26 protein-coding genes, 3 tRNA genes and 2 rRNA genes are annotated in these 22862 nt (G+C 59.3%); 10 read left to right on the top strand and 21 right to left on the bottom strand.

Annotated elements, in window-relative coordinates; genetic code table 11:
* The first annotated feature begins 40 nt into the window (after positions 1 to 40).
* Positions 41 to 754 carry a CE1759 family FMN reductase gene (locus tag ACRCJM_RS06000; RefSeq protein WP_431464184.1) on the top strand — a complete coding sequence of 238 codons (714 nt, stop codon included), beginning with the start codon at positions 41 to 43 and terminating at the stop codon, positions 752 to 754.
* A gap of 384 nt (positions 755 to 1138) precedes the next feature.
* On the top strand, positions 1139 to 1531 hold the full coding sequence (locus ACRCJM_RS05995) for a MarR family winged helix-turn-helix transcriptional regulator (RefSeq protein ID WP_431464183.1): 393 nt from the start codon (positions 1139 to 1141) through the stop codon (positions 1529 to 1531).
* Between the two features lie 83 nt (positions 1532 to 1614).
* Here ACRCJM_RS05995 and ACRCJM_RS05990 read toward each other — a convergent pair whose 3' ends face one another.
* The 6 genes from ACRCJM_RS05990 to ACRCJM_RS05965 all read right to left on the bottom strand — a co-directional run bounded on the left by ACRCJM_RS05990 (position 1615) and on the right by ACRCJM_RS05965 (position 6393).
* Positions 1615 to 1851, bottom strand: a complete 237-nt coding sequence (locus ACRCJM_RS05990; RefSeq protein ID WP_431464182.1) for a hypothetical protein — start codon at positions 1849 to 1851, stop codon at positions 1615 to 1617.
* Between the two features lie 19 nt (positions 1852 to 1870).
* Positions 1871 to 2263 carry a hypothetical protein gene (locus ACRCJM_RS05985; protein WP_237187053.1) on the bottom strand — a complete coding sequence of 131 codons (393 nt, stop codon included), beginning with the start codon at positions 2261 to 2263 and terminating at the stop codon, positions 1871 to 1873.
* A 191-nt stretch (positions 2264 to 2454) separates the two neighbouring features.
* Positions 2455 to 3654 (bottom strand): cation:proton antiporter, encoded by a 1200-nt coding sequence (locus ACRCJM_RS05980; protein WP_272878703.1) that lies wholly within the window; start codon positions 3652 to 3654, stop codon positions 2455 to 2457.
* Between the two features lie 13 nt (positions 3655 to 3667).
* Entirely contained in the window at positions 3668 to 4225 is a 558-nt protein-coding gene (locus ACRCJM_RS05975) for a cation:proton antiporter (protein ID WP_431464181.1), read from the bottom strand.
* 93 nt (positions 4226 to 4318) lie between these two features.
* Complete coding sequence (bioB, locus tag ACRCJM_RS05970) at positions 4319 to 5554, bottom strand: biotin synthase BioB (protein WP_431464180.1); 1236 nt, start codon at positions 5552 to 5554, stop codon at positions 4319 to 4321.
* A 137-nt stretch (positions 5555 to 5691) separates the two neighbouring features.
* Positions 5692 to 6393, bottom strand: a complete 702-nt coding sequence (locus ACRCJM_RS05965; RefSeq protein WP_431464179.1) for a hypothetical protein — start codon at positions 6391 to 6393, stop codon at positions 5692 to 5694.
* A gap of 81 nt (positions 6394 to 6474) precedes the next feature.
* Between ACRCJM_RS05965 and ACRCJM_RS05960 the strand changes: the two genes are divergently transcribed.
* The 3 genes from ACRCJM_RS05960 (at position 6475) to ACRCJM_RS05950 (ending at position 8828) form a co-directional block, all read left to right on the top strand.
* Positions 6475 to 7017 (top strand): TetR/AcrR family transcriptional regulator, encoded by a 543-nt coding sequence (locus ACRCJM_RS05960; RefSeq protein ID WP_431464178.1) that lies wholly within the window; start codon positions 6475 to 6477, stop codon positions 7015 to 7017.
* Between the two features lie 44 nt (positions 7018 to 7061).
* Positions 7062 to 8435 carry a galactokinase gene (locus tag ACRCJM_RS05955; protein WP_431464177.1) on the top strand — a complete coding sequence of 458 codons (1374 nt, stop codon included), beginning with the start codon at positions 7062 to 7064 and terminating at the stop codon, positions 8433 to 8435.
* A gap of 162 nt (positions 8436 to 8597) precedes the next feature.
* Entirely contained in the window at positions 8598 to 8828 is a 231-nt protein-coding gene (locus ACRCJM_RS05950) for a CsbD family protein (protein WP_237187049.1), read from the top strand.
* Positions 8829 to 9097: 269 nt separating this feature from the next.
* Here ACRCJM_RS05950 and ACRCJM_RS05945 read toward each other — a convergent pair whose 3' ends face one another.
* The gene (locus tag ACRCJM_RS05945; protein ID WP_001389365.1) at positions 9098 to 9862 is read right to left on the bottom strand and encodes an IS6-like element IS6100 family transposase; all 765 of its coding nucleotides are present in this window, start codon (positions 9860 to 9862) and stop codon (positions 9098 to 9100) included.
* A 48-nt stretch (positions 9863 to 9910) separates the two neighbouring features.
* Here ACRCJM_RS05945 and ACRCJM_RS05940 point away from each other — a divergent pair, with 48 nt between their 5' ends.
* Both ACRCJM_RS05940 and ACRCJM_RS05935 read left to right on the top strand, forming a co-directional pair.
* Positions 9911 to 10069: a hypothetical protein gene (locus ACRCJM_RS05940; RefSeq protein WP_431464176.1), complete on the top strand. Its 159-nt coding sequence runs from the start codon at positions 9911 to 9913 to the stop codon at positions 10067 to 10069.
* 191 nt (positions 10070 to 10260) lie between these two features.
* Positions 10261 to 10848 (top strand): PepSY domain-containing protein, encoded by a 588-nt coding sequence (locus tag ACRCJM_RS05935; RefSeq protein WP_431464175.1) that lies wholly within the window; start codon positions 10261 to 10263, stop codon positions 10846 to 10848.
* A gap of 245 nt (positions 10849 to 11093) precedes the next feature.
* Here ACRCJM_RS05935 and ACRCJM_RS05930 read toward each other — a convergent pair whose 3' ends face one another.
* The 3 genes from ACRCJM_RS05930 to ACRCJM_RS05920 all read right to left on the bottom strand — a co-directional run bounded on the left by ACRCJM_RS05930 (position 11094) and on the right by ACRCJM_RS05920 (position 13776).
* Positions 11094 to 11864 carry a rhomboid family intramembrane serine protease gene (locus ACRCJM_RS05930; protein WP_431464174.1) on the bottom strand — a complete coding sequence of 257 codons (771 nt, stop codon included), beginning with the start codon at positions 11862 to 11864 and terminating at the stop codon, positions 11094 to 11096.
* A 107-nt stretch (positions 11865 to 11971) separates the two neighbouring features.
* On the bottom strand, positions 11972 to 12496 hold the full coding sequence (locus ACRCJM_RS05925; RefSeq protein WP_135011286.1) for a peptidylprolyl isomerase: 525 nt from the start codon (positions 12494 to 12496) through the stop codon (positions 11972 to 11974).
* A gap of 89 nt (positions 12497 to 12585) precedes the next feature.
* Positions 12586 to 13776, bottom strand: a complete 1191-nt coding sequence (locus ACRCJM_RS05920) for an AAA family ATPase (protein ID WP_431464173.1) — start codon at positions 13774 to 13776, stop codon at positions 12586 to 12588.
* A gap of 187 nt (positions 13777 to 13963) precedes the next feature.
* Here ACRCJM_RS05920 and ACRCJM_RS05915 point away from each other — a divergent pair, with 187 nt between their 5' ends.
* Together ACRCJM_RS05915 and ACRCJM_RS05910 are read left to right on the top strand one after the other, a co-directional pair.
* Positions 13964 to 14572, top strand: a complete 609-nt coding sequence (locus ACRCJM_RS05915; protein WP_237221988.1) for a class I SAM-dependent methyltransferase — start codon at positions 13964 to 13966, stop codon at positions 14570 to 14572.
* Between the two features lie 244 nt (positions 14573 to 14816).
* Positions 14817 to 15449, top strand: coding sequence for a hypothetical protein (locus tag ACRCJM_RS05910; protein WP_237197752.1), 633 nt, complete (start codon positions 14817 to 14819; stop codon positions 15447 to 15449).
* Between the two features lie 106 nt (positions 15450 to 15555).
* Here the strand turns inward: ACRCJM_RS05910 and ACRCJM_RS05905 are convergent, their stop codons facing one another.
* On the bottom strand, positions 15556 to 16626 hold the full coding sequence (locus tag ACRCJM_RS05905) for a hypothetical protein (protein WP_431464172.1): 1071 nt from the start codon (positions 16624 to 16626) through the stop codon (positions 15556 to 15558).
* Between the two features lie 92 nt (positions 16627 to 16718).
* Between ACRCJM_RS05905 and ACRCJM_RS05900 the strand changes: the two genes are divergently transcribed.
* Positions 16719 to 17690 carry an amidohydrolase family protein gene (locus ACRCJM_RS05900; protein WP_431464171.1) on the top strand — a complete coding sequence of 324 codons (972 nt, stop codon included), beginning with the start codon at positions 16719 to 16721 and terminating at the stop codon, positions 17688 to 17690.
* 62 nt (positions 17691 to 17752) lie between these two features.
* Here the strand turns inward: ACRCJM_RS05900 and ACRCJM_RS05895 are convergent, their stop codons facing one another.
* From ACRCJM_RS05895 to ACRCJM_RS05850, 10 genes are all read right to left on the bottom strand, one after another.
* Positions 17753 to 19219 (bottom strand): sodium/glutamate symporter, encoded by a 1467-nt coding sequence (locus ACRCJM_RS05895; RefSeq protein WP_431464170.1) that lies wholly within the window; start codon positions 19217 to 19219, stop codon positions 17753 to 17755.
* Between the two features lie 281 nt (positions 19220 to 19500).
* A 5S ribosomal RNA gene (gene rrf, locus ACRCJM_RS05890) occupies positions 19501 to 19617 on the bottom strand.
* A gap of 3 nt (positions 19618 to 19620) precedes the next feature.
* Positions 19621 to 19693: transfer RNA gene (locus ACRCJM_RS05885), tRNA-Ala, on the bottom strand.
* Between the two features lie 123 nt (positions 19694 to 19816).
* Complete coding sequence (locus tag ACRCJM_RS05880; RefSeq protein WP_377127319.1) at positions 19817 to 20551, bottom strand: ATP-binding cassette domain-containing protein; 735 nt, start codon at positions 20549 to 20551, stop codon at positions 19817 to 19819.
* Positions 20552 to 20678: 127 nt separating this feature from the next.
* Positions 20679 to 20966, bottom strand: a complete 288-nt coding sequence (locus ACRCJM_RS05875) for a hypothetical protein (protein WP_135011291.1) — start codon at positions 20964 to 20966, stop codon at positions 20679 to 20681.
* Entirely contained in the window at positions 20967 to 22160 is a 1194-nt protein-coding gene (locus tag ACRCJM_RS05870; RefSeq protein ID WP_377127325.1) for an inorganic phosphate transporter, read from the bottom strand.
* Positions 22161 to 22371: 211 nt separating this feature from the next.
* Positions 22372 to 22488 (bottom strand): 5S ribosomal RNA (gene rrf / locus ACRCJM_RS05865).
* Between the two features lie 3 nt (positions 22489 to 22491).
* Positions 22492 to 22564 (bottom strand) — tRNA-Ala (locus ACRCJM_RS05860).
* Positions 22565 to 22576: 12 nt separating this feature from the next.
* Complete coding sequence (locus ACRCJM_RS05855) at positions 22577 to 22696, bottom strand: DLW-39 family protein (RefSeq protein ID WP_221625849.1); 120 nt, start codon at positions 22694 to 22696, stop codon at positions 22577 to 22579.
* A gap of 23 nt (positions 22697 to 22719) precedes the next feature.
* A tRNA-Ile gene (locus ACRCJM_RS05850) sits at positions 22720 to 22793 on the bottom strand.
* Positions 22794 to 22862: the final 69 nt, after the last annotated feature.

Raw genomic sequence — 22862 nt, 5'->3', positions numbered from 1 at the left:
ACAGCGAGTTTGGGCGAGCCGTCCACCACCGCCCTGCTGGGTGAGAGAGAACCTGAGCGAGGCAACCGGGCAAGCCCTGGGCCAAGCCGGAGTTGAGGCAAACTTCACCCATATCTCCCTGCGCTCTTTAGCCAAGGACATCACCAACCACTACCTCACCGGCTTCCCCCTGGGAACGCTGGCTACTGCCCTGGATCGGGTGCGCGATGCTGACGCAATTATCGCAGTCACCCCGGTCTTTATGGCCAGCTACTCGGGGCTTTTTAAGAGCTTCTGGGACCTGGTGGAGGACGGCTCTTTAGCCGGCAAGCCCGTGTTGATTGCTGCCACCGGCGGTACCGCCCGCCATTCCCTCATGCTGGAGACGGCCATGCGTCCGCTCTTTAGCTACCTCAAGGCAACCGTAGCCCCCTCAGGCGTCTTTGCCGCTACCGATGATTTTGGCTCCGACACCAATCTGGCTCCGCGCGTTGCTAAGGCCACCACCGAGTTCGCCCAGCTGCTCCTCTGGACGCTCGGGGCAGCGCCTGTCGGGCAGGGTTCGCAGCAGACGCCCCAGCAGACCCGCGAAAGCGGGGCAGACGAGGCCAAGCAGCAGGCAGTTCAGGACGCCAACGCCGGCTCCTTCTTCGGGATTCTTGAGGAAGAGCGGGGCAGGAAGGCGCCTGCGCCAGCCTACAAGGCACCGGGCTTAGAGGCTTTAACCGTGACCCCTTTCGAGGAATTACTTAAAAGGAATATGCCGGGTTCCTAGGCCTCGTCATAAGCACACCGCATAGGCGGGAGGGTATATGCCCTCCCGCCTGTTCTTTAAGATGTCTAAATCATCACCCTCTTTGCCGCGCAATCAAAAGGGAGTCCTAGCTGGTGAAGGCCCACAGACCCGTTAACCCGTCTTAATATTTCCCACATATATTCCATACAGGTGACACTGCGCGTTAGGCTAGCACCAAATAGAGATTTTCTGAGTAAAGTCTCCTGAACCACACCTGCCCACCCGGTAGAGAGGAGAGGAGGTTCTATGGGAACAGCCCCCACACCGGCTCGCTTCACCAAAGAACAGGAAAATCTGTAGAAGATCTATACCAACACATTAGAAACCCTTAATCTGCATCTCGATAGATGCTTGAAAGAAGAGGTGAAGATTAAGCTGGCAGACTACAGGATTCTGGCAGCAATCTTAGATTCCCCACAGACAGATTCCACCAACGAAGATTGCGTAGTGCGCATGCGCGATTTAGCTCGCGCCACCAATGTCTCGGCCTCGCGGCTGACCTACCAAATTGACGTGTTAGAGAAAAACGGCTGGGTTACTAAAGTCTCTGTTCCCAGCGATAAACGGGGCAAGGGCGTGCTGATTACCCCACAGGGGCGGCAGGTCTTCAGAGAAGCCACCCCGGTCTACACCCGCGAAGTCCAGCGCACGGTCTTTGAGGGGCTAGACCCCGACATCGCACGGGCCCTGGCCCACTTTTCCCGCAGTGTTCTCGGTAAGGTTGCCCACCCCGAGCGCAGGCGGGTAAGAGCCTAGAAGATACATAGAGGGGCGGACGCTTGTAAGCGTCCGCCCCTTGTCTTTGCTCTGCCGCTAGGCAGAGAAAAAAATTTTAGATTTTACTGCTGATCAGCAGAATCAGCCTTCTGTGCCTTCGGAATAACCCCAACCCGCTGTGCCTTATACAGCTGTTCACGGTTAGCCAGTACCACCAGGGCCAGGGCGTTGAGGGCCAGGCCGATAATGAAGATAATCCAGCCAATCACCATCAGGGTTGTGCCGCTGAGAATCGCACCAACAATCAGGGCAGCAACTGACACCAGATAAGCGGGGGAAAGAAGAAAACGGGTATCCATGGGGGCCTCTTCTGTGGTTCTAGCGGACGTGCGGGCGCGGGGCGCGGGAGCGGAAGATACGATCATCGCTAGCGACATCACCGGCACTAGCAGTGGGCGTTGCGGCAGCCACCAGGGGCTGGGACTCGGTAATGGCCTCGGGCTCATAGAGGTAGGTGTCAACGGACGCCTCTTCTTCCTCATACTCTACCTGGGCATCTGTGTCCACACCGGCAATCATAGCGGGCAGGGGCCCACCTTTGAGGCGCTGCACCATCACCAGGGTGGCAAAAATATTCAGGCCTAGACCCGCCAGCAGTACAACCCAGCCCAGCACCGAAACCCAGGTGGAACTCGTACCCACCATTAAAGCACCTGCAAAAAGGGCTGCCAGGGAGGTGAAGTATGCCGGGGAGAGGTCTTTGGTGTCCATTGATCCTGATTCTGTGAAAAAATTTATATTCTTTATTGAGAATATACTACCGAGTGTTGCGCCCTTCTTTTGCCCTCCATCACGAGGGCAATAAGCCAGAGGCCCTATAGGCCTACAGCGGAATAAGCACTTACCCATAGTAGGTGATGATTCTGCAAATTTCTTGAGTATCACCTAGCCGGTGCCCGGAATCACGCCCGCTCACGAGCGTCCGCACCACCAACGACAGGTAGCTGACGGGTCGCCACCCGCAGGGCCTCATCATCTAGCTCCTTTTGGGCCGAGATAATGCGCATCTCGGTGGTCTTAAAGAGCTGCTCTGCCTTCTCGCGATCCAATTTGTGCTCGCCGTTAATGAAGGACTTAGGCAGTGACATGGTGAGTGCCCCGGAGCCCTGGTCCATGGCGTCCTGGGCCTGCACCTGAACGTCAATCTGGTAGAGCACGTTACTCACTACTTCATAGTCATACTTGTTGCGCACATCGAGCACCGCAGCCTGGGCAGCCAACACCGATTTCTGCCGCACCAGGTTCATGAACTCGCACTGACGCTGACGTTCAGCCCAGCGCTCCTGGAAGTCACCGGTCTTCTGGCCCTCCTCAATACGGTCCATCATGCTGGTGACCACGTGCTTGAGCTGCTCGAAGGACTGCAAATCCCCGCTCTCAGCAACGGTTTGATACATAGATTTCCACATAGCCCTCTGGGCGATCTGCAAGAGCTCCTGTTCCTCGTGGTCGTCCTTTTCAGCCGTAGCACTCACACCCAGCACACGCACCAGCCAGGGCAGGGTCAGACCAGGGAAGACCATGGTGAAGAAGAGGACGGTCAGCACAATAAAGACAGCCTCGGTGTGCAGGCCGTCGGCCATTTCGGGCAGGCTCAGCGCCAGGGCGAGGGTGACCAGACCGCGCATACCGGCCCAGGTCATCACCAGCACTTCAGCAAAGGAGCACGGGGTGGTGCGGCGGGAGCCCCGCCAGCGGCCCCACAGCCACATGCCGGTCAACCAGGCCAGGCGCGTACCAATGGCAACGGCCGAGATGAGTACGCCGTGCCAAATCATGGTCAGCACATTGCGGTCTGCGCTGTAGAGCAGTTCGCCCGCCTGTAGGCCGATGAGGCCGAAAGCTAGACCGGTCGCCAGCATTTCGAGAACATTCCAGAAAACGGTGTTAGCTAGGCGTTCTTCGGCGGTGAGATCGGCGCTGTAGCTGGCCATCTGGATTGCCGCAATGACCACGGCTACTACACCCGAGGCATGCAGCTCCTCGGCGATGATGTAAACACCGAAGGGAATGACCAGGGTTAGCGCACTGCGGGCCACGGTGTCGGAAAGGTTGCGGCGTAGCAGGCTACCGCCCCAGCCCAGGGCTAGTCCCAGGGCCACAGCAACGAGAGCACTATAGACGAAACTGCCGAGGGCAGACAGGGGGCTGGGGATCGGTGCCAGCCGTCAGGGCAGCGAGGGCGATGTGAAAGAGCACCAGAGATACGGCGTCGTTAAAGATACCCTCGGTCTGCAGATTCGAGATGACGCGGCGGGGAATACCTACCGGCTCAGCCACAGCTTCTACTGCCACAGGGTCGGGCGGGGCGACGGCCGCACCGATAGCCAGGGCCAGGGCGATGCTGATACCGGGCACGATCATCCAGGTAGCCCACCCCACCACCAGGGCAGAGACAGCTGTCAGGGTGATGGAGTAAATCAGGACGCTGCGCCAGCTTCTGCGCAGCATGCCCCACGAGACGCGCTGGCCAATAGCCCACAGCAGGGGCGGCAGGAAGATGGGCAGAATAATCTCGGGCTCAATGTGCAGGCTGGGCATCTGCGGAATCACGATGACCACGGCGGTCACCAGCGTCAGCAGCACGGGCCAGGGCAGATTTAGCCTATCCCCCACACTTACCAGCACCACCGTTGCCAGCAACAGCACCACAATCACAATGAGGACTTCCACACCCACCCCTTCGTCACCGATTTTAACTCTAGTACCTCAATCTAGGGGGACCCTGTGCCTCATGTGTGGTTTTGAGATGCCCTTTCCCCGGGGCTAGAAGTTGGGGACGGCGTCCGTCCCTACTCCGCGGTGGCGGATTTCGGGTATAAGAACCTCGGTAGCCCCCTGGTCAGCGGGGCGGACGCCGGCGTCCGCCTCCCCTGCGGACGGGTGGGTTCCACAGGCCCCGGAGCTACACCCACCGCATCCACCGGACGCCCCGCAGGGCGCGGGCGCAACAGCAGCTTCTTGGGCGAGGTCTACGCCGTGGGCGCGCAGGTAGTCTTCGTGTTCGGCGACCAGGTCACGGTCTTCGGCGCCGAGGACGACGAACCCGCCGTCCCGAATCATCTTGAGGTCCTCAAGGGCTGACTGGCCGGTCGAGGTCAGGTAGTCGCCCAGGAAGAGGGAGTTAACCACGTGCAGGGCTAGGGGTTGCAGGGTGCGCAGGTGCATTTCGCGTCCGCCCGCCATACGGAGCTCCTTATCAGGGGCGACCAGGCGCACGGTGGCCAGGATACGCAGGCAGTGCATGGGGGTGAGCTCCCAGGTGCCAGCTAGCGGAGTGCCTTCAAAAGGCATGAGGAAGTTGACGGGAATGGAGTCGCCGCCCAGATCGCGCAGGGCAAAGATTGCATCGACTAGCTGCTCGTCGGTTTCCTTCATACCCACAATCAGGCCGGAGCAGGCCGAGAGCCCGGCACTCTGGGCCTTATCAACGGTGGCGAGGCGGTCAGCGTAGGTGTGGGTGGTGCAGATATCGGCGTAGTGGTCTTCGCTGGTGTTGAGGTTGTGGTTGTAGGCGTCCACCCCGGCCTGCTTGAGACGGTCGGCCTGGCCGTCCTTGAGAATGCCCAGGCAGGCGCAGACTTCCACCTGGGGGTGTTCTTCTTTGAGGTCTTCGACCATGGTGGCGACACGCTCGACGTCGCGGTCGGTGGGTCCTTTGCCCGAAGCGACCATGCAGACGCGGGAGGCTCCACCCGCGATGCCGTAGCCGGCCTGTTTGACGGCTTCGTCGGTTTTGATCCAGGAGTATTTGAGCACTTCAGCTTCGGATCCGAGGCGCTGGGAACAGTAGGTGCAGTCTTCGGGGCAGAGGCCGGATTTGAGGTTGACCAGGTAGTTTACCTTGACGGTGTTTCCGAAGTAGTGGCGACGCAGGCGGGAGGCGGCGTCGACGAGGGCGAAGGTTTCGGCGTCACTGGCGGTCAGGGCGGCAAGCGCTTCGTCGCGACTTGCGGACTGGCCGGCCAGAGCGCGGTCGGCGATGGCAGAGAAGTCAATCATGGAACCAGTCAACACCGATTTTGAACAGTGTTCAAATTGTCTAGTTTTATGACATCAACTAGGTACCATCTAAATCAGAAAAACCCACCTAGTTCGTGGGTTTTTCTGATTTAGATGGTACCTTTCGGCAAAACTGGCTAGGCGCCGCAGCCCCCAGAGCCACAGGCACAGTTTCCACCGCAGCCGCCGCCGGACGCCGCACCCTCCAGCGCGACCTGGGCGTAGGCGTCCGCATCCTCCACCCCGGCAGCACGCAGGTGCTCTACATACTCAGCTACCAGGTCGCGGTCACCCGCATCTGCGATGGTCAGGCCAGCACCCACGATGAGTTTAAGATCTTCAAACACCAGGCGGGGTTGGGCGGGGTCTACGGTCAGTACCAGTGAATCAAGGGCACCCACGGCCAGAGGTTGCAGGGAGCGCAGGGTCATTTCGCGACTCTCCCCCAGGTGCAGACTCTTGGCCGGTGCGGCCAGACGGGCAGCAGCTAGCACGCGCAGGGCCTCCATGGGGGCGAGTGCTGGACGGCCCACATAGTCCACGTCAATGCGCTCAATGGCAGGGTCAGCCGCCAGGTCTGCCAGATTGGCAGCCAGGGCGTCGGCATCGAGCGGGGCGGTCACTTCCAGGCGGACGGACGCCACCTGCGGCGCGGGTGCGCCCAGCAGGTTGGTGGCGGTGATGGTTGATCCGAAGCGGGTAGCGCGTAGTTCTGCAGCCAGATCCATGAGGGCGAAGGTGGCGGCAGGGCTGGCGGTCAGCACGTCGTAAAGGTCGGCCGGTGAGGCAGTTTCGCCTGCGCGTAGGCGGGCGGCAAGATCTGAAAAGTTGAGGGTCATGAGTTCAAATCTACTCCCCTTCGAGGGAACAGCGCCCACTGCCAGCTGTTGCCGGGAGCGAAAGTAGGTCACAATGAGGGGGTGGCTTTATCCCGTGAGAAGATTCTTGATACCGCTTTTGATGTGCTGCGCCAGTTTGGCCTAGCTGACCTTTCGATGCGTCGGCTGGCTACCGAGCTGGGCGTGGCCCCCGGTGCGCTCTACTATCACGTCAAGAACAAGCAGGAGCTTCTAGCCTCACTGGCCTCCCGCATGCTGGCAACGGTAGAAAGGCCCAGCACTCCGGCAAGTCCCGATACCCTGCTCATCACCGGGGAAAACACCTACCGGCAACTTATTCCGGTTAAGGAATGTTCCGAAGTCATCCGCCTAGCCCTGGCCCTTCACCCCGCAACGCTCACCCCCGATAGGCTAGCACTGCTCGACGCCCTTGAAACTGACTTTGAAGCCGCCACCGGCACCCCGCAGCCGGCTCAGGCCGCCGAAATTTTTATGCACACCTGCCTGAGCCTCATCGAGCAAGAGCAGACCCGGGCCCTGCTCACCGGCAGTACCCCACCCGCCGAACCACCGGCGTCCTACACCTCCGCCCTCACCGCCATCATCAAGGGCTTCACCGCCTAACCAACCCCACTCAGCCAACCCCCGTAGAACGAAAAGATAAGACCGTGACCCTCCGTGTTGAGCCCGCCTGGGCTACCCTGCCAGACCACCGCACCGAAGTTGAGGCAGCCCGCGCTGCTTTTGTTGAAAAGTACGGGGTGGAGCCCGACGGGGTGTGGTCAGCGCCCGGGCGTCTCAACCTGCTGGGTGAGTACATCGACTTTCTCGGTGGCTCCTGCATGCCCATGCCCCTGCCCTACCGCACCTATGTGGCGGGTAGGTTGCGCACCGACGGGGTGCTGCGGGCGGCGTCCTTGCAGATGCCGGGGGACGACCGCACGGTCGTGATTCGCGAGATCACCCCGGGCACTTTTAAGGGCTGGTTCACCTATGTGGCGGGCGTAGCCTGGGCCATGAACCGGGAAGGTGGTAAAGATATCGCCCTGCCCCATAATTTTGGGGCTGACCTGCTGATTACCTCCCAGGTGCCGGTGGGCGGGGGGCTATCGTCCTCTGCCGCCCTGGAGTGCTCCACAGCCCTGGCCCTGCTGGATCTTTCCTGCCCCCTACGCCAGGGGTGCGATTGCACTGAGGCTCTACCCTCTGACCTCTCCCCCGCTAACGACGCCCTGCGTGCCCGCCTGGCCCAGGTCTGTATTCGCGCCGAGAACGAGGTGGCAGGGGCCCGCACCGGCGGCCTTGACCAGACCGCTTCGCTGCGCTCGGCACCGGGCAAGGCCCTGGTGGTGGACTTCCGCGATTTCTCCATCAACCCGCTAACCGTTGATGTGGCCAGCGCTGATTTGGGCTGGCTGGTCATCAATACGAATACCCCGCACGAGCTGGCGGGGGGTGAGTTTGCGGCACGGCGTGAGGCCAACGAGGCGGTTACTGAGGCCATGGGCTTGGACTATCTGCGCAACGCCCTACCCGAGGATCTTACCTGCGCTGGCATGAGCGGGCGTGAGGCCAAGCAGTGCCGCCTAGATTTGGTGGATCAGACCGTCAACCGCGCCTTAAGCGCCCTGGAGGAAAGCGGCCAGCCTCGTACCTTTCCGCGCGGCTGGGTGCGTCACACCCTGCACGATATGACTCTGGTGGAGCGGGCTGCCTATCTTCTGGGGCGTCAGGACGCCGGTGGGCAGGTTGACTGGGAGGAGCTGGGCAGGCTCTTTACTGAGAGCTTCGTGTCGATGCGCGATGAACTGCGTGTTTCCCGGCCCGAAGTTGACCTGGCGGTTGATACCTGCCTGGCAGCCGGAGCTCTGGGTGCCCGTATTGTGGGTGGCGGTTTTGGTGGGGCCGTGATGGCCCTGCTACCACTGCACCTGGTGGAGTCGGCGGCCGAGCAGGTAGCCCTGGCCTATGCCCAGCACGGTTATGCTGATCCCGAGTTCCTGCCGATGGTAGCGGGCTTCCCAGCAGATCGGGATATCTAGACTTATCTTTCCCTTCTGGCTAGTTCAGGGCTAGCCGTCAGAATTTTCTCAGCCTACCGGCTTCCCTTTTGTAGGACTAGTGCGTAAACTTATCAATAAGGGAACCCTACGAACTATCCCTGTATTCCAGGCTCGCGCAGGCGAGAGATGAAAGGAGCCACCATGGCTGCAGAAGACAAGATTGAAAACGGCCTCGACAACCTGGCTGGCAAGGCCAAGGAAGCCGGCGGCAAGCTGACCGGCGACGACCGCCTCGAAGCTGAGGGCAAGACCGACCAGATTCAGGCCCAGGCTAAGGACAAGGTCGATGAAGCCAAGCAGGCCATCTCAGACGGTGTCGATAAGGCTAAGGACGCCATCAGCGGCATCAAGAATTCCCTGAAGAAGGACTAGTCTCATCCCATTGAGGTACTACATCGCCGGGTTCTCACGATAATCGTGGGGCCCGGCGATAGTTGTATCTAGGCCCGGGCGTGAGCGCCCCACCCAAGTAGCTACAGAGGGAATACCTGCCCCTGTAGTGCGTTATATCGGACACTAGGCCATATTTTTCACAAAAGGAGCATTGTATGCCGAGCACATCTTCCACCCACGCTGCCGCCGAAACCGGCTCTGTTGCAAAGATTGGCGGCAGTCAGAGGTAGGCTGTCGCTCTGCGCCGATCAGGCGGCTGCTGCGAAATGGTGGTTGAGCATGCCCATGGCCTCCGTCAGCGCCGAGGGCCCAATGCCAAAAGCTCTCTCCACAAGGCGCACCTCGCCCCTGATGCCGGGCTGCAGGCACCAGGGGCGAGCCTGTCCTTTGCGCAGGGCTCGCATGACTTCGAATCCCTTGATCGTGGCATAGGCCGTGGGGATCGATTTGAAACCGCGCACCGGCTTGATCAGTATCTTGAGCTTTCCGTGATCGGCCTCGATCACGTTATTGAGATACTTCACCTGCCGGTGGGCCGTCTCCCGGTCCAGCTTTCCTTCGCGCTTCAATTCGGTGATCGCTGCACCATAGCTCGGCGCTTTGTCGGTATTGAGCGTGGCAGGCTTTTCCCAGTGCTTCAGGCCTCGCAGGGCCTTGCCCAGGAACCGCTTCGCTGCCTTGGCGCTGCGGGTCGGCGACAGGTAGAAATCGATCGTGTCGCCCCGCTTGTCGACTGCCCGGTACAGGTAGGTCCACTTGCCCCGCACCTTGACGTAGGTTTCATCCAGGCGCCAGCTCGGATCAAAGCCACGCCGCCAGAACCAGCGCAGCCGCTTCTCCATCTCCGGGGCGTAGCACTGGACCCAGCGATAGATCGTCGTATGGTCGACCGAAATGCCGCGTTCCGCCAGCATTTCCTCAAGGTCGCGATAGCTGATCGGATAGCGACAATACCAGCGCACCGCCCACAGGATCACATCACCCTGGAAATGGCGCCACTTGAAATCCGTCATCGTTCCGTCCGTCCAATCTCCGCCAAGCATGCTCAAGCTTCACGATTTTTGCAACAGAGCCCCGAAACCTTTGTCGCCGAGGGTGGCGTCGCAATCTATTGGCGCCCGGGGTGCCCTTTCTGCCAGCGCCTGGACGCCGGCCTGGGCGAGATGGGTGAGCGAGCCCTCTGGGTGAATATCTGGGAGGACGCGGACGCCGAGGCCTAAGTTAAGAGCGTCAATGGCGGTAATGCCGTGATGCCGACCGTCCGCACCGCTGAGAGGTCTTTTGTTGTCTCAGCTGCGAGCGCCCCGCAGGCCGTAGCTGAGCTGATTGAGACTTCAGGCAAGTAGCGGTTTAAGCCTCGTTTATTCCTGGTTTCATGTGGGTCTGAAAGAATGAGCGTATGATGTTTTCTATGAAAAAGACTGTTTTTACTTCTTCAGCGGCAGTAGCAGCGCTGGCACTTGCAGCGTGCGGTTCGGGGAGCGCCGAGACCAGCGCCCCTCAAACCTCTGCTGCAACCACCGCTGCAGCTGCCACAAGCAGCCAGGCAGCTACATCCGCCAGCTCCTCCCCTACCCCTGAGGGCCCTGCCGAAACGGGGGCTCTGCTTGCTGCGCTTGAGCAGGGTCTAGCTGCCCGCCCCGGCGGCACCGTGGTGCAGGCGGATGAGGAAGATGAGACCCAAGACAGCTTTGATCTTGACATAGTGGTGGACGGGGTCAAGCATGAGTTCACCGTCTTCGCCGATGGTTCTATAGCTGATGAAGAGACCAGCGACGATGCTGATGATGTAGCGCGTGCGGCTGCGGCTCAGGTTCTAGCTGCGGACGCCGTCCGCACCGCCGCTGAGGGGCGCGGCGGGCAGGTTGCCACCGACCTTGATCTTGATGACCAGAACGGCGCCCTGGTGTGGGAGGTTGATTTTGAGGACACCCGCGGCAACGACCTGGGTTCGGTCAAGGTTGATGCTCTCACGGGTGACGTAGTACCTGCCGAGTAATTTTTTGAAATTACAGGTTTTCTACACCCTGCGGATAGGAGTTATCCACAGGTGGGGATAAAACTGGGGAAATCTCTTACACCGGTGTAATTACAGGCGGCAGTTAAAGCTTTTTGGTGCTGTACACAGGTTTTTAACATCTGTGGAATTACACCCCTGTAGTTATCAACAGCTGTGGATAAATCCTGTGGACAAAGAGTTGGGGGCCCACCGTAATGGTGGGCCCTCACTCTTTCTGGGCTGTTTTACGGCCTACGCGGGCGGCTCGGTAGCCGGTCAAGAACAGCAGCGACCAGGGCGCCGGTCACCAGGCCGCCGAGGTGAGCTTCCCAGGAGATACCCGGCATGAGGAAGCCGAAGGCGAAGTTGATCGTCACCAGAATCACGATGCTGCTGGTGCTCTGCTGGCGGGCCCGGGAGAGGGCGAAGAAGGCTCCAAAGAGGCCAAAGACGCCGCCGGAGGCCCCCAGGGTGCTCACGTCCATACCGCCCAGAACAGATGCCAGCAGGTGCACTGCCACGGAGCCACCAATAATTGAGAGCAGGTAGGTGGCAAGGAACTTCCACTTTCCCATGAGCGGCTCTAGCGCCTGCCCAAAGAGGTAGAGGGTGAACATGTTAAGGAGCAGGTGGGTGACGTTGTTGGGCGAGTGCAAGAACCCAGAGGTCAGCAGACGGTACCACTGACCCGTGTATTCCACGTAGAGGGGGTTATAGATACCGAAAGTGGTGATGCTAGCGAAGAAGAACTGCAAAATCCACACCACACTATTTATACCGATAAGAGCATATGTAATAGTGAGGCGGGCCTTAGCGTAACGGATACGCGGTGCCGAGCGTTGCGCTTCTGCCAGGCAGTCCACGCACATCATGCCCACCTCAAGCGGTACCTGGCACTGCCCGCAGGCTAGCCGCCCGCAGCGTCCGCACCGCACATAGGTCACCTGGTCAGGGTGGCGGGGGCACACCGGAGTCTCATCACTGGAATAGCCGTACCTGCCGACCTGCTCGCTCACGCGCTCGTCCTTTCAACTGCGGCGTTAGCCGCTCAAAAAAAATTTTTCTAGGGTAGAGCAAAGGCCCACCCAGGAAGGGGCGGGCCTTGCACTAACCTGTGGAAGGTTTAGAGTTCTTCGATGTCGATGGATGAGATAACGACGTCCTCGACGGGGCGGTCCATAGCGCCGGTTGCTACACCTTCGATGGCGTCAACGACCTTCTTGGAGTCCTCATCTGCGACCTCACCGAAGATAGTGTGGCGGCCGTTGAGCCAGGGGGTCTCAACAGTGGTGATGAAGAACTGGGAGCCGTTGGTGCCGGGGCCTGCGTTAGCCATGGCCAGCAGGTAGGGCTTGTTGAAGCTCAGTTCGGGGTGGATTTCGTCCTTGAACTGGTAGCCGGGGCCGCCGATGCCCTGACCGAGGGGGTCGCCACCCTGGATCATGAAGTCGCGGATGATGCGGTGGAAGATGACGTCCTTGTAGAGGGGGCCTTCCTGTACTTCGCCGGTGCGGGGGTGGCGCCATTCCTGGGTGCCATCTGACAGGCCGATGAAGTTCTTGACGGTCAGCGGTGCGTGGTTACCGAAGAGGTTAACGACGATGTCACCGTGGTTGGTGTGAATAGTTGCTTTTGCAGTTGCAGTCATGCCCCTATTCTCGCACGGGCAGGTGAGCAGCCGCTAGATATGACCTGAGCTTTTGCGGTGAGTGAAAGAAGCGGACGCCGACGGGCGGCCTATACCTGCCCCGCCTGTCTCAGCACGAAGTCCTGCATTCCCGGCACCGTAAAGGCCAGCTGGCCTACACCCGGCGAGTACACCAGCCCTTTTTCGATGAGGGATTTACGCACCACGCTGGTTCCGTTAGCTGTCTTATTCAGGGTCTCTGCGATTTCTCCGGTGCGGGCGGCCTGACCTTTCATCACGCGGGCCATCGCAACCAGGTAGTCCTGTTCTGCATCGGTAGTCCGCTGCCAGCGGGTGAGGTAAAAACCGCTATCTAGTTCGCTTCGCCCTACGGCAAGGCCAGCAAGCACATCGTCGTCGGTGATGGTCTGTTGGGCGGCAGAGTTCCAGATAGCCTGCCCGTACTGCTGAATGAAGTAGGGGTAGCCCTGCGAGGCTACGGTTGCTTTTTCGAGGGCGCTTGCTACGATGTGACCGCCGGGCCTGCGGATAGGTTCGATGAAAGCCCGCCGGGTCGCATCCGGGGTAAGAGCACCTATTTCGCGGTAGCTGAAGAGGCGTTCAGCGTAGGTTTTGATTTCCCCTAGACGGGTGGGCACTGAGGGTAGACCAGCCCCGATGATGTAAAAAGGTAGTTCCCGTTGTCCCGCCTCATGCTGGGTTGTCAGGAGCATATCGAGCAGTTCGCTGTCGAGGTCTTGGATTTCGTCAATGAAAAAACCGATAGCTTTAGGCTGGGGGAGTTCTTTGAGGGCTTCTGCCAGGTTCAAGATTGCTTCGGGGAAGTCTATGTCGAGGACGCCGGTGGTGAAGGCAGGTTCGTCAGTCTTAGGTTTGAGCACTAGGCGGGCTTGGGCAAAGCCCAGCGTCAGTGATAGTTCGGCAATAGAGGCGATTGCTCGCTGTATTGCATTTCCAGTGTGCCCTTGGGTGACTACCCTGGTCTGCTGGGCAAGATCTCGTGCGAGTTTGATACGAAGCTGTTTTTGGGCAGAGGAAGTAAGGCTCCCTTCGAGTCTGAGGGTGAGCCAGCCGGAGCGTTCTGCATGGGTTTCTAGTCTGCGAAGCAGGACGGTTTTACCGACTCCGCGTAAACCGTAGAGCATAAGCCCTCTATCGGTCAGGCGCATTTTGCTGCGGGCTACGAGCCTGTCGAAGTCAATGATTTCTTGGTCTCGACCTGTGAGCTCAGGCGGTGTTAGCCCTGCCCCGGGGGTGAAGGGATTGAGGTCTTGATTCATCGTTCGCTGCTTTCTAAATCTTTCTAAGGCGTTCTAAAAAATATTTTAGAACGCCTTAGAAAGATTTAGAACAGGGTAGCCCTACAGCCATAGCCTTCTAGCTAGATCGGCCGCAAAACAGCACTTATCCCACATTCAGCTCACGTAATATCTTGTATGCCACATTTCCGCTGGCTACTATCAAAACATGCTTTCCTCCGACGAAAACCATTGGACTAAGTACAATCAGGCGCAAGCAGGCCGTCCTGTCCGCCCTCTCCTTATACAGGCGCTGAGCTACTGCCATTCACCAGGCAAGGGTAGGGCTCTAGACCTGGGCGCTGGCGCTGGAGTAGAAACTGCCAAACTTCTCTCTCACGGATTTGAGGTTCATTCTGTAGAGCCTGACGCGCACAGTGAGAACCTCATTCAGAGCACCATCATGCAGGCAGACCCCGACTATCTAAAACGCTGGTCGCATTCTGTAGCAACTGCCCAAGATTTTGTCTTTGATAAGCACAGCTTTGATCTCATTTACTCCGGTTTCGCACTTCCCTTTTGCCCACCAGAGCATTTTCCTGCTGCGTGGTCACGCATACTCAATGCTGTAGCTCCCGGCGGTATCCTCGCAGTCGACCTTCTTGGTCCGCGTGATTCGTGGGCCGAACAACCGCTTATCTCCACGGTAGAGCGTAGCTGGGTTGAGGACTCATTAGAAGATTTCACCGTGTTGCATTTCGATGAAAAAGCCCACCATGGAAAAACTTTCACTGGTGAGAAGTTTTGGCATATCTTTACTCTTATCGCACAACGTTAGCCCTAAAGACGAAGCCCGCTCGGGAATTCACGTCGCATTCGAGCGGGTGCGCACCAGCGTCCGCCAACCCTTCAGGAGCCCTTAACTTTAGCGGGCAGAGAAACACGAGGGTTTTTGCGCCGCCGCAAAACACTTTTAAGGTTTTAGAAAGTAAGCTGATACTAAATGTAAGTTGCTTGCCACCGCGCTCTACTCGAACTCGCGAGTTAGGTGAGGGGCAGCCCCACACATGGAGGAAACACCCATGGCACTGTGCAAGAAGAGCAAGGCTAAGAAAGCTCAGAAGCAGGCAGAGAAGTTCTTCTCAAAGGCCGCTAAGAACACCGGCAAGAAGGCTGACAAGCTGACCGCCCTGGCCGAGAAGAAGGCCGCTCGCGCCGAGAAGCTGACCGGCAAGAAGGTTTCAGCCCTGCAGAAGGCTGCTGAGAAGCAGGGTAAGAGCATCTCCAAGGCAACCCAGGCTGCCGCTAAGGACAGCTCCAAGAAGCTGGAGAAGGTCCAGTCCACCCTGGCCGATAAGATTCAGCACACCATCGACGACGTCACCCCCGCCGTTGAAAACGCTGTAGCAACCGCCCGCGTTAAGGCTGCTGACGTTGCCACCACCGTTGCAGATAAGCTCTCCGACGCTGAGGTCCCCACCCAGGTTGAGACTGTTGCTGCTAAGGTCACCGGCGACAAGAAGGCCCTGAAGAAGGCTCAGAAGGCTGCTGTTAAGGCCGCTAAGGGTTACGCCAAGGAGCAGAAGAAGGCTTCTAAGAGCGGCAACAAGGGCCTGCTGGTCTTTGGTCTGCTGGTTGCTGGCGCTGTCGCTGGGGCGGCTGCTTTCAAGGCTTCTCGCCCCGTTGAGGACCCCTGGAAGACCCCCGCTGCCTAGTCCTCACTAGTTGCTCACGCGCGTCCGCCCCTCGTTGATTGCGAGCGCGGACGCCCGGCCCCGGCTCCCGCACAGGGAGGCCGGGGCCTTTGCTGTAAGGGGGGGCTTATTCTGAGGTTCCTGACTCGTAGACGTCCCACCGGCCTTCGAAGTAGTAGGCCGAGGTGGTGGCGTCCATCAGGTCAAGGTCAAAGGCACTGCCGATTGCTGTGCCCTGTATGCTCTCGACCATGGCCTGGCGGGCGGCATCCGTATCGCCTGTGTAGCTCTCGAAGCGGGCGGTCACAAAGTAGTTGGTAGAGTCCCGGTATTTGTTGATACTCACGACCTCTAGCCCCTCGGTGTGCACCGCGAATGCCTGAGCAATCGGGGCGGCAGAACTCGACCAGGCCTGCACCTCGCTCAGCGGCCCAAAGGCGAAAACCTGCACCGTATCAGTATCAAGCTCTATCTCGTCCATGTACGAGACGCTCTCCATATCTACCCCGTCCAGGGGCTCCCAGCTAGCCATATCAGCGAGTAGGGATCGTTGGTCTGAGCTGTTATCTCCGTAGAGGTAGTACTTGACCTCAACCCAGGGAGCCTCGGTTTCGTACTCACCAGCCCCGTGGGCTGAGACGCTCACCGACCCCATGCGCTCGTCGGACGCCCGCGTGAGGATTTCCTGCCAGGTCTCGGCTGAGAGGGTGATGGGGATTTCCTCGTGGCTGTCGATGCTGATGGAGCCACCGCTCGGCAGGTGAATATAGGTGGAGTGGGTGGATTCCCGCTGGAAGATTCCGCTGGTGCCGCCCAGCTGGGGAACCGTCTGTGCAAGGTGCTCGGCAAGGGCGCCCGACTCAACGCTCTCAGTATCTACAGCGTACAGCCAGGTGGCATCTGAGCTGGAAGAGCCATCATCAGCCAGCAGGGAAGAATCCCAGATGCTCCCTCCGCCCAGAGTCATGTGGCTGCGGGATCCCGCGAAATAAGCCACGAGCGCCAGAACCAGCACCGTAGGAACAGCCAGCACACCCAGCAGAATCAGAATATTACGCCGGGTGTAGGACCTGTTGTCGATTCCGGGGGCGCTGGCACCGGGCATCGGGGCAGGCACTGCTTCAGCCGGCGGAGGCGGAGCGGACGCGCTTTCCCCAGGCGGGGCGTTATAAGGCTGTTCTGGGTATGGGTGGGTCATGGTGGTTTCAGCCTAGCAGAGCCTTAGTGAGCCGTCGGGACGAGGTGTAGAGTCAGACAAAGAAAGGTAAGACACGTCTCAAGAAGGATGATATGAACACCATCGATACCCACGCCCATCTCTACCCGGCCCGCTACCTTGATTTCTTAGAGAAGCACGGGGCAGACCCCGCCACCACTCAGATTGCCCGGAACATGCGGGCCAGTGATGATCCTGAAGAAATGGCTGCCCGTCTGAAGCAGATGGATGACGCTGGAGTCGCCGAGCAGATTCTCTCAGTGACCCCGCAGGTGCCCATGCTCCCTGATGCTAAGGATGCGCTAGCAGCAGCCCGACTAGTCAACGATATCTACGAAAAAACCATGCAGAGCTACCCGGGGCGATTCCGTTCCTACCTGGCGCTGCCCGTCCCCCACGTAGCCGAGTCACTGATCGTCCTCGATGAATACTTTGACCGCGAGGGCTTTATCGGAGTGGGCCTTCCCACCTTCATTCAGGGGTCACTTTCAATCGCGGACGAGTCGCTAACACCGCTGTACGAACGCCTCAATGAGCTGGGTGCCAGGGTCTACGTTCACGCTACCGGCGGCGGGGTCGGCTCTGAGCTCCTCACCGAACACGACCTGGTCTGGGTCAACGGAGCACCGGTTGAGGACGCCGTAGCGGTGCTCCACCTGCTCAAAGCAGATATCCCGGCCCGCTTCCCAAAGATTCGTTTCCACATCGCCCACCTAGCGGGCGACCTGCCCTTCTTGGCTCAGCGCATCGAAGATAACTACACCGACTGGGATGCTTTCAACCATTCCCCTGCACAGACGCTGCGCAACATGTGGTTTGATACCGCGAACTTCCACGGCCCATCCCTGCTACTGGCAGCCGATGCCTACGGAGTGAGCCAGCTGATGATGGGCTCGGACTACCCCTACTTCCAAGACACCCAATACACTCGCGCGGTGGAATACGTGCAGGGCGCTAGCCTACACCTGGGAGATCGGGCTATAGCCCTCTCCCCCGAAGACACTGACGCCATTCTCACCACCAACGCCCAAAAGTTCTTCTCCTAAAAGACGCCACCCCACCGCCGCCTACCCCAGCGGGGGCAGGTGGCGGGGCACCCGGGCCGCGCCTAAGCGTCCTTAGCCTTGACCTGCTGCATCTGCTGGGTGTGGCGCTCGCGGTCCTTCATCTCTTTGGGGCGCAGGAAGATGAGTCCCACCGCGATGGAGATAATGAAGATGGCGAGCATGACGAAGAAGAGGGGCCAGATGCCGGTCAGATAAATGACGGGGACGGCCAGGGCGGTCACCAGCCCACCGCCGAAGAAGGGTTCGAAGACCAGCTGCTTGTAGCCGAAGGCTTCGAAGGCAGGGGATTCGCCCTTGGGGTCAACCACGCGCATCAGGATCAGGCCGGTGGCGGTGACGCCCATAGACTGGCCAAAGTCGCCGATGCCGCGTTCGAACCAGTAGCGGCCGATCAGGCGCGGGGCCAGCCAGAGGAAGATAGCCACGTTGAAGCCGATACCGGCCACCGCCAGTATGGCGAAGACGGCAAGATTCTCGCCCACAGCCTGTAGGGACAGGTTGGCGATTGCGGCGACGATGAGGAAGTCCAGGGCCCAGCCCTGAATACGCAGCATCATCTGGTGGTCGATGATAGAAGCAGCTCCTACCGCCTTAGCTGCCATCTGTACGATGACGCCGCCCAGCAGGGCCATGGGGAAGAGCGGCACATAGGCGAAGATTTCAAGCGGGGTGTTCTCGTCCAGCATGATAGAGGCGTAGGTCTGCTGCTCAATCCAGCGCAGGCCCTCCAGAATCAGCCAGCCCACCAGCACCGCCAGCGCCATAATGGCCATGTGCAGGGAGAGCGGTTCAACGGACGCCGGGCGGGAGGTCATTGTGCCGGCCGAGTAGTGCTCGTCCTCGCGGAAGAGACCTTTCTGCTCGGCAATCGACATCTTGGCGTCACCCTTGAGAATTTCGGTCTTGCCGGTGCGCACGCCCCAGTTGATGAGGGCAATACCGATGACGATACCGCCTACGATACCGACGGTTGCCAGGCCAACTGCCAGGTCGGCACCTTCACTGAAGCCCAGGTCTTCCATGACACCGCGCATACCGGCAGCGGTGCCGTGCCCGCCCTCGAAGGCGATTTCGATGAGGGCGCCGGTCATGGGCGAGGCTGCAAAGACGGGGACGAGTACCAGGGCGGCAAGGAGCAGGCCCACGACGTACTGGCCCGACCCTAGAGCCACGCCCAGGGAGAGCTGGGGGCCGGCAAGCTGCACGGCCCGCTTGGGCGTGGGGAGCTCTTGCCCCAGGAACATGGTTGCGAAGATGACGCTGATGAGCAGGCCGGGGAGGGCTCCCCAGGTGGTGAGCATGGCGTCGGTAAAGAGGCCGTTTTCACCCCAGGGGCCGGAGAAGCGGCCAAGAACCTGCGGGCCGAGCAGGAGTAGCAGGACGCCCGCCACGATAGAGCTGGGCAAAAAGAGGGTTTGCACCCAGCCCACTTTGACTCGAATAATCTTGCCGATGAGAAGGGCTACGCCGAGGATAAGGAGGGCGAAGCCAACTGCTTGTGGTGACATGGTTTTGCCTTTGTTCTCGCTGGTGCGTCCTTGCACCTGCAATCACAGAGATTGCAACACTACTTACTTTTGAAGTGTTTAGTTTACCTACACAGGGTTGCCTCTGGCTATTTATGACAGAGACGGGCGGACGCGAGCGGTGGGCGGACGCGAGCGTGCGCCATATCGCTGAGCGTGCACCCGCCCTGCGCACGCTCAGCGATATCATGCACGCTCGCCAAAAGAACTGCGCATACAAAAAGGAACCCCAGTCTTTCGACTGGGGTTCCTTACCAAATTTAATTCGGCGATGACCTACTCTCCCACACCGTCGCCAGTGCAGTACCATCGGCGCTAAGAGCCTTAACTTCCGGGTTCGGGATGGGACCGGGTGTTTCCCTCTTGCTATAATCACCGAAAAGTGGAGGCGAGGGGACTCGAACCCCTAACCCCCTGCTTGCAAAGCAGGTGCGCTACCAATTGCGCCACGCCCCCGTGGTGTTATGCTTCTACCTTACTACAGGTTTTTTGCACGCGCAAACCAATTCTACCAAATATGCGGTTAGCTCCGCCACAGGTTGAGGGTGAAAGTCTGAAAAATAGGCGATATACCCCGGTTTATCCAAGGTGGTGCAGGTACATGTCGGGGTCATCGAGCATATTGCGCCAGTGGGTGGTCATATCGAGCTCAGCCCAGGCCAGTTTCTGGATCCCCCACTCCCCTATTTCCCACACCAGTTCATTGCGGCGTGCAGCGAGCGCAGCAAGGAGCGGGCTGTGGGTGCAGAGCACTACTTGCCCGCCTCGCTCAAGAAAGGCAAGGACGCGGGCGCACAGTTCAAGCTGCCCCGAGAAAGATAGGCCTGATTCGGGTTCATCAAGGATCCAGAGGCCGTAATCATCGAAGGATTCTTCAAGTAAACACTGGGTACCCTCCCCATGGGAGAGGCGCAGAATATCGACTGCCTGCTGTGATTTGAGGCTGGCCATATGTTCCAGATGAGCCAGCATTCCCTCAGCTCGCAGGAAGAGCCCTGCCCGGCGTCCGGCGACCCCGCGTATAACCTGTAGGTCAGCGCCGAAGGCGGAGGCTTGCTCATAGGTAGGCCGGGCAACCCGGTTATCCCCGCCCCCGAGAGGCAGGCCGTAGGCTTCTGCGATGGATTCCACGAGGGAGGATTTACCGGCCCCGTTTTCTCCCACAATGATGGTGAGTTGCCCAAAGGTGAGCCCTGCGAGCGCCGCCCGGGTGACCGCAAGATTATAGGGCCAGGTATGGGCGCGGACACCGGTGAGCGGCTCGAAATCGCTACGGGCGGTGATACTGCGTAAGGGAAGGTCGTTGAGCACCATACTTCGCACCCTACCTGCGCCTCCCCTCACAAAACAAGACACCAGCCCACCGGCGTCCGCCCCTTAAAACCAGCGGGGGCTGGTGGTTACAAACCACCAGCCCCCGCCGTCTATATACAGAACCCTTTTAGCCTGCAGCTCCCAGGAAGTTGAAGCCGGTGTAGGCGTAGATGAAGTCCTTGGCGATCCAGAGAATACCGCTCACAACAGCCAGAGCCAGCACCGCAAACAGCACATAGGCGGCAGCGCGGGCCACAGGGGCAGGCTCAGTGTAGACAGTGCCCTCAGGGGTCTCTACAGCGGTGCCGCTCATCAGGCGCACACCCAGGGCGTAGAGAATCGGCAGGCCAGCACCAAAGCCCAGACCGGCCAAGAAGACGGGGTAAATCTTGTGGAAGATATCAACAATCAACATTTAGGAACCAGCCTTCACGGTGGGAATCGACTCGGTGTGCACCTCACGGGCGGTGACAGCCTCACCCGAGTGCATATCGATGTGGCTGACGGCGCTCTTGCGGGAGTGGGCCCACATCCAGAAGCAGAAGCCAACCAGAATGAGGAAGACGGTTGCCTCGCCCATCCAGGCGCTACCGGTCATAGAGTTGATGCCGTTACCCACGAACCAGGTCAGCGCACCGACGGAGCCAGCGGCGGGCAGGGTGATAATCCAGGCGATGACCATACGGCGGGCGGTTGACCAGCTCACCTTGGCGCGACGGCCGACACCGGAGCCGATGATGGAGCCGGTTGCTACGTGAGTGGTGGACAGGGCCATGCCGAAGTGGGAGGAGGTCAGGATGATAGCTGCCGAGGAGCCGTCCGCTGCGAAGCCCTGGGGGCCTTCAATATCGACGATACCCTTGCCCATGGTCTTGATGATGCGCCAGCCACCCAGGTAGGTACCCAGGGCGATAGCCAGGGCGCAGACCAGGCGGACCCAGAAGGGGATATCTGCTTCGGGGTTGATTTCGTTGGCAGCAACCAGGGCCAGGAAGATAACGCCCATGGTCTTCTGTGCATCGTTGGTACCGTGTGCCAGGGACATCAGGGAAGCGGCAGAAATCTGGCCGAAGCGGAAGTTCTTCTTTTTCTGGTCGCCGGGCACGCTCTTGGTCAGCGCGTAGATGATGGCAGCGCCGATGCCGGCAACAACGCCAGCGATGAGCGGGGCCATCAGGGCGGGGACGATAATCTTCATCAGCACGCCGTTCCAGAGCACGCCGCTTGTGCCCAGCGATGCCAGGGTTGCGCCGATCAGGCCGCCGAAGAGGGCGTGAGAGGAGCTGGAAGGCAGGCCCAGCAGCCAGGTGAAGACGTTCCAGAGGATTGCGCCTACCAGGCCGGTAAAGACGATCAGCATGAGGCTGGGGCCACCGCCGGCAGTTTCAAGGTCGATGAGGCCGGAGCCGACGGTCTTAGCTACCTCGATGGAGAGGAAGGCGCCGATGAGGTTAAGGACGGCTGAGAGAGCGACAGCCGCCTTGGGCTTGAGGGCGCCGGTGGCGATAGATGAGGCCATGGCGTTGGCTGTGTCGTGGAAGCCGTTGGTGAAGTCGAAGGCTAGTGCGGTCAGCACTACGATCACCAGAATGATGAGTTCTGTAGTCACGGTTTCTATTCTCATGCTTCTCTGCTTATTTCAAGGCTATAACAGACTAGAGTCGCTTGTGCTGTTAGTCATTGCAGGCAACTCCGAGCCTCACCTGCGACTCTGCCGACGACAGCGCTATACCTATCCCAGAGAACTATCGGAATAACTTTTTAGTGTTTATAGAAAAAAGGAACCCCAGTCTTTCGACTGGGGTTCCTTACCAAATTTAATTCGGCGATGACCTACTCTCCCACACCGTCGCCAGTGCAGTACCATCGGCGCTAAGAGCCTTAACTTCCGGGTTCGGGATGGGACCGGGTGTTTCCCTCTTGCTATAATCACCGAAGAGTGGAGGCGAGGGGACTCGAACCCCTAACCCCCTGCTTGCAAAGCAGGTGCGCTACCAATTGCGCCACGCCCCCATCGGGTGCTACCTATGAAATTTTATCTGTAGCTTCTTCCCAAGTTTTTTTATTCTCCTGAGAATCCTTAGCTTTCTTTGCTGCTACCGCTGTTGCCAGCGCAGCGAGCGTGATTGCCATAAATTTCTTCATGTCAACCTTTCAACCAAGGTGAGTGGGCGTACCAGGAATTGAACCTGGGACCTCTACATTATCAGTGTAGCGCTCTAACCGTCTGAGCTATACGCCCTTGGTGTTCATCAGAACGAGATATAACTTTACACAGGTTTTGACACCTTGCCAAATCGAAATAGCGTGT

The sequence above is a fragment of the Rothia sp. L_38 genome (assembly GCF_050689125.1).
Taxonomy (GTDB): Bacteria; Actinomycetota; Actinomycetes; order Actinomycetales; family Micrococcaceae; genus Rothia.
This window is presented reverse-complemented; position numbering and strand designations above follow the sequence as displayed.

Coding starts and splice junctions, on each gene's coding strand:
- bioB (WP_431464180.1), bottom strand. CDS start 5,554: ATGATTGACTTCTCTGCCATCGCCGACCGCGCTCTGGCCGGCCAGTCC.
- ACRCJM_RS05920 (WP_431464173.1), bottom strand. CDS start 13,776: ATGAATCAAGACCTCAATCCCTTCACCCCCGGGGCAGGGCTAACACCG.
- ACRCJM_RS05910 (WP_237197752.1), top strand. CDS start 14,817: ATGGCACTGTGCAAGAAGAGCAAGGCTAAGAAAGCTCAGAAGCAGGCA.
- ACRCJM_RS05905 (WP_431464172.1), bottom strand. CDS start 16,626: ATGACCCACCCATACCCAGAACAGCCTTATAACGCCCCGCCTGGGGAA.
- ACRCJM_RS05935 (WP_431464175.1), top strand. CDS start 10,261: ATGAAAAAGACTGTTTTTACTTCTTCAGCGGCAGTAGCAGCGCTGGCA.
- ACRCJM_RS05900 (WP_431464171.1), top strand. CDS start 16,719: ATGAACACCATCGATACCCACGCCCATCTCTACCCGGCCCGCTACCTT.
- ACRCJM_RS05880 (WP_377127319.1), bottom strand. CDS start 20,551: ATGGTGCTCAACGACCTTCCCTTACGCAGTATCACCGCCCGTAGCGAT.
- ACRCJM_RS05895 (WP_431464170.1), bottom strand. CDS start 19,219: ATGTCACCACAAGCAGTTGGCTTCGCCCTCCTTATCCTCGGCGTAGCC.
- ACRCJM_RS05985 (WP_237187053.1), bottom strand. CDS start 2,263: ATGGACACCAAAGACCTCTCCCCGGCATACTTCACCTCCCTGGCAGCC.
- ACRCJM_RS05915 (WP_237221988.1), top strand. CDS start 13,964: ATGCTTTCCTCCGACGAAAACCATTGGACTAAGTACAATCAGGCGCAA.
- ACRCJM_RS05945 (WP_001389365.1), bottom strand. CDS start 9,862: ATGACGGATTTCAAGTGGCGCCATTTCCAGGGTGATGTGATCCTGTGG.
- ACRCJM_RS05925 (WP_135011286.1), bottom strand. CDS start 12,496: ATGACTGCAACTGCAAAAGCAACTATTCACACCAACCACGGTGACATC.
- ACRCJM_RS05950 (WP_237187049.1), top strand. CDS start 8,598: ATGGCTGCAGAAGACAAGATTGAAAACGGCCTCGACAACCTGGCTGGC.
- ACRCJM_RS05965 (WP_431464179.1), bottom strand. CDS start 6,393: ATGACCCTCAACTTTTCAGATCTTGCCGCCCGCCTACGCGCAGGCGAA.
- ACRCJM_RS05875 (WP_135011291.1), bottom strand. CDS start 20,966: ATGTTGATTGTTGATATCTTCCACAAGATTTACCCCGTCTTCTTGGCC.
- ACRCJM_RS05855 (WP_221625849.1), bottom strand. CDS start 22,696: ATGAAGAAATTTATGGCAATCACGCTCGCTGCGCTGGCAACAGCGGTA.
- ACRCJM_RS05990 (WP_431464182.1), bottom strand. CDS start 1,851: ATGGATACCCGTTTTCTTCTTTCCCCCGCTTATCTGGTGTCAGTTGCT.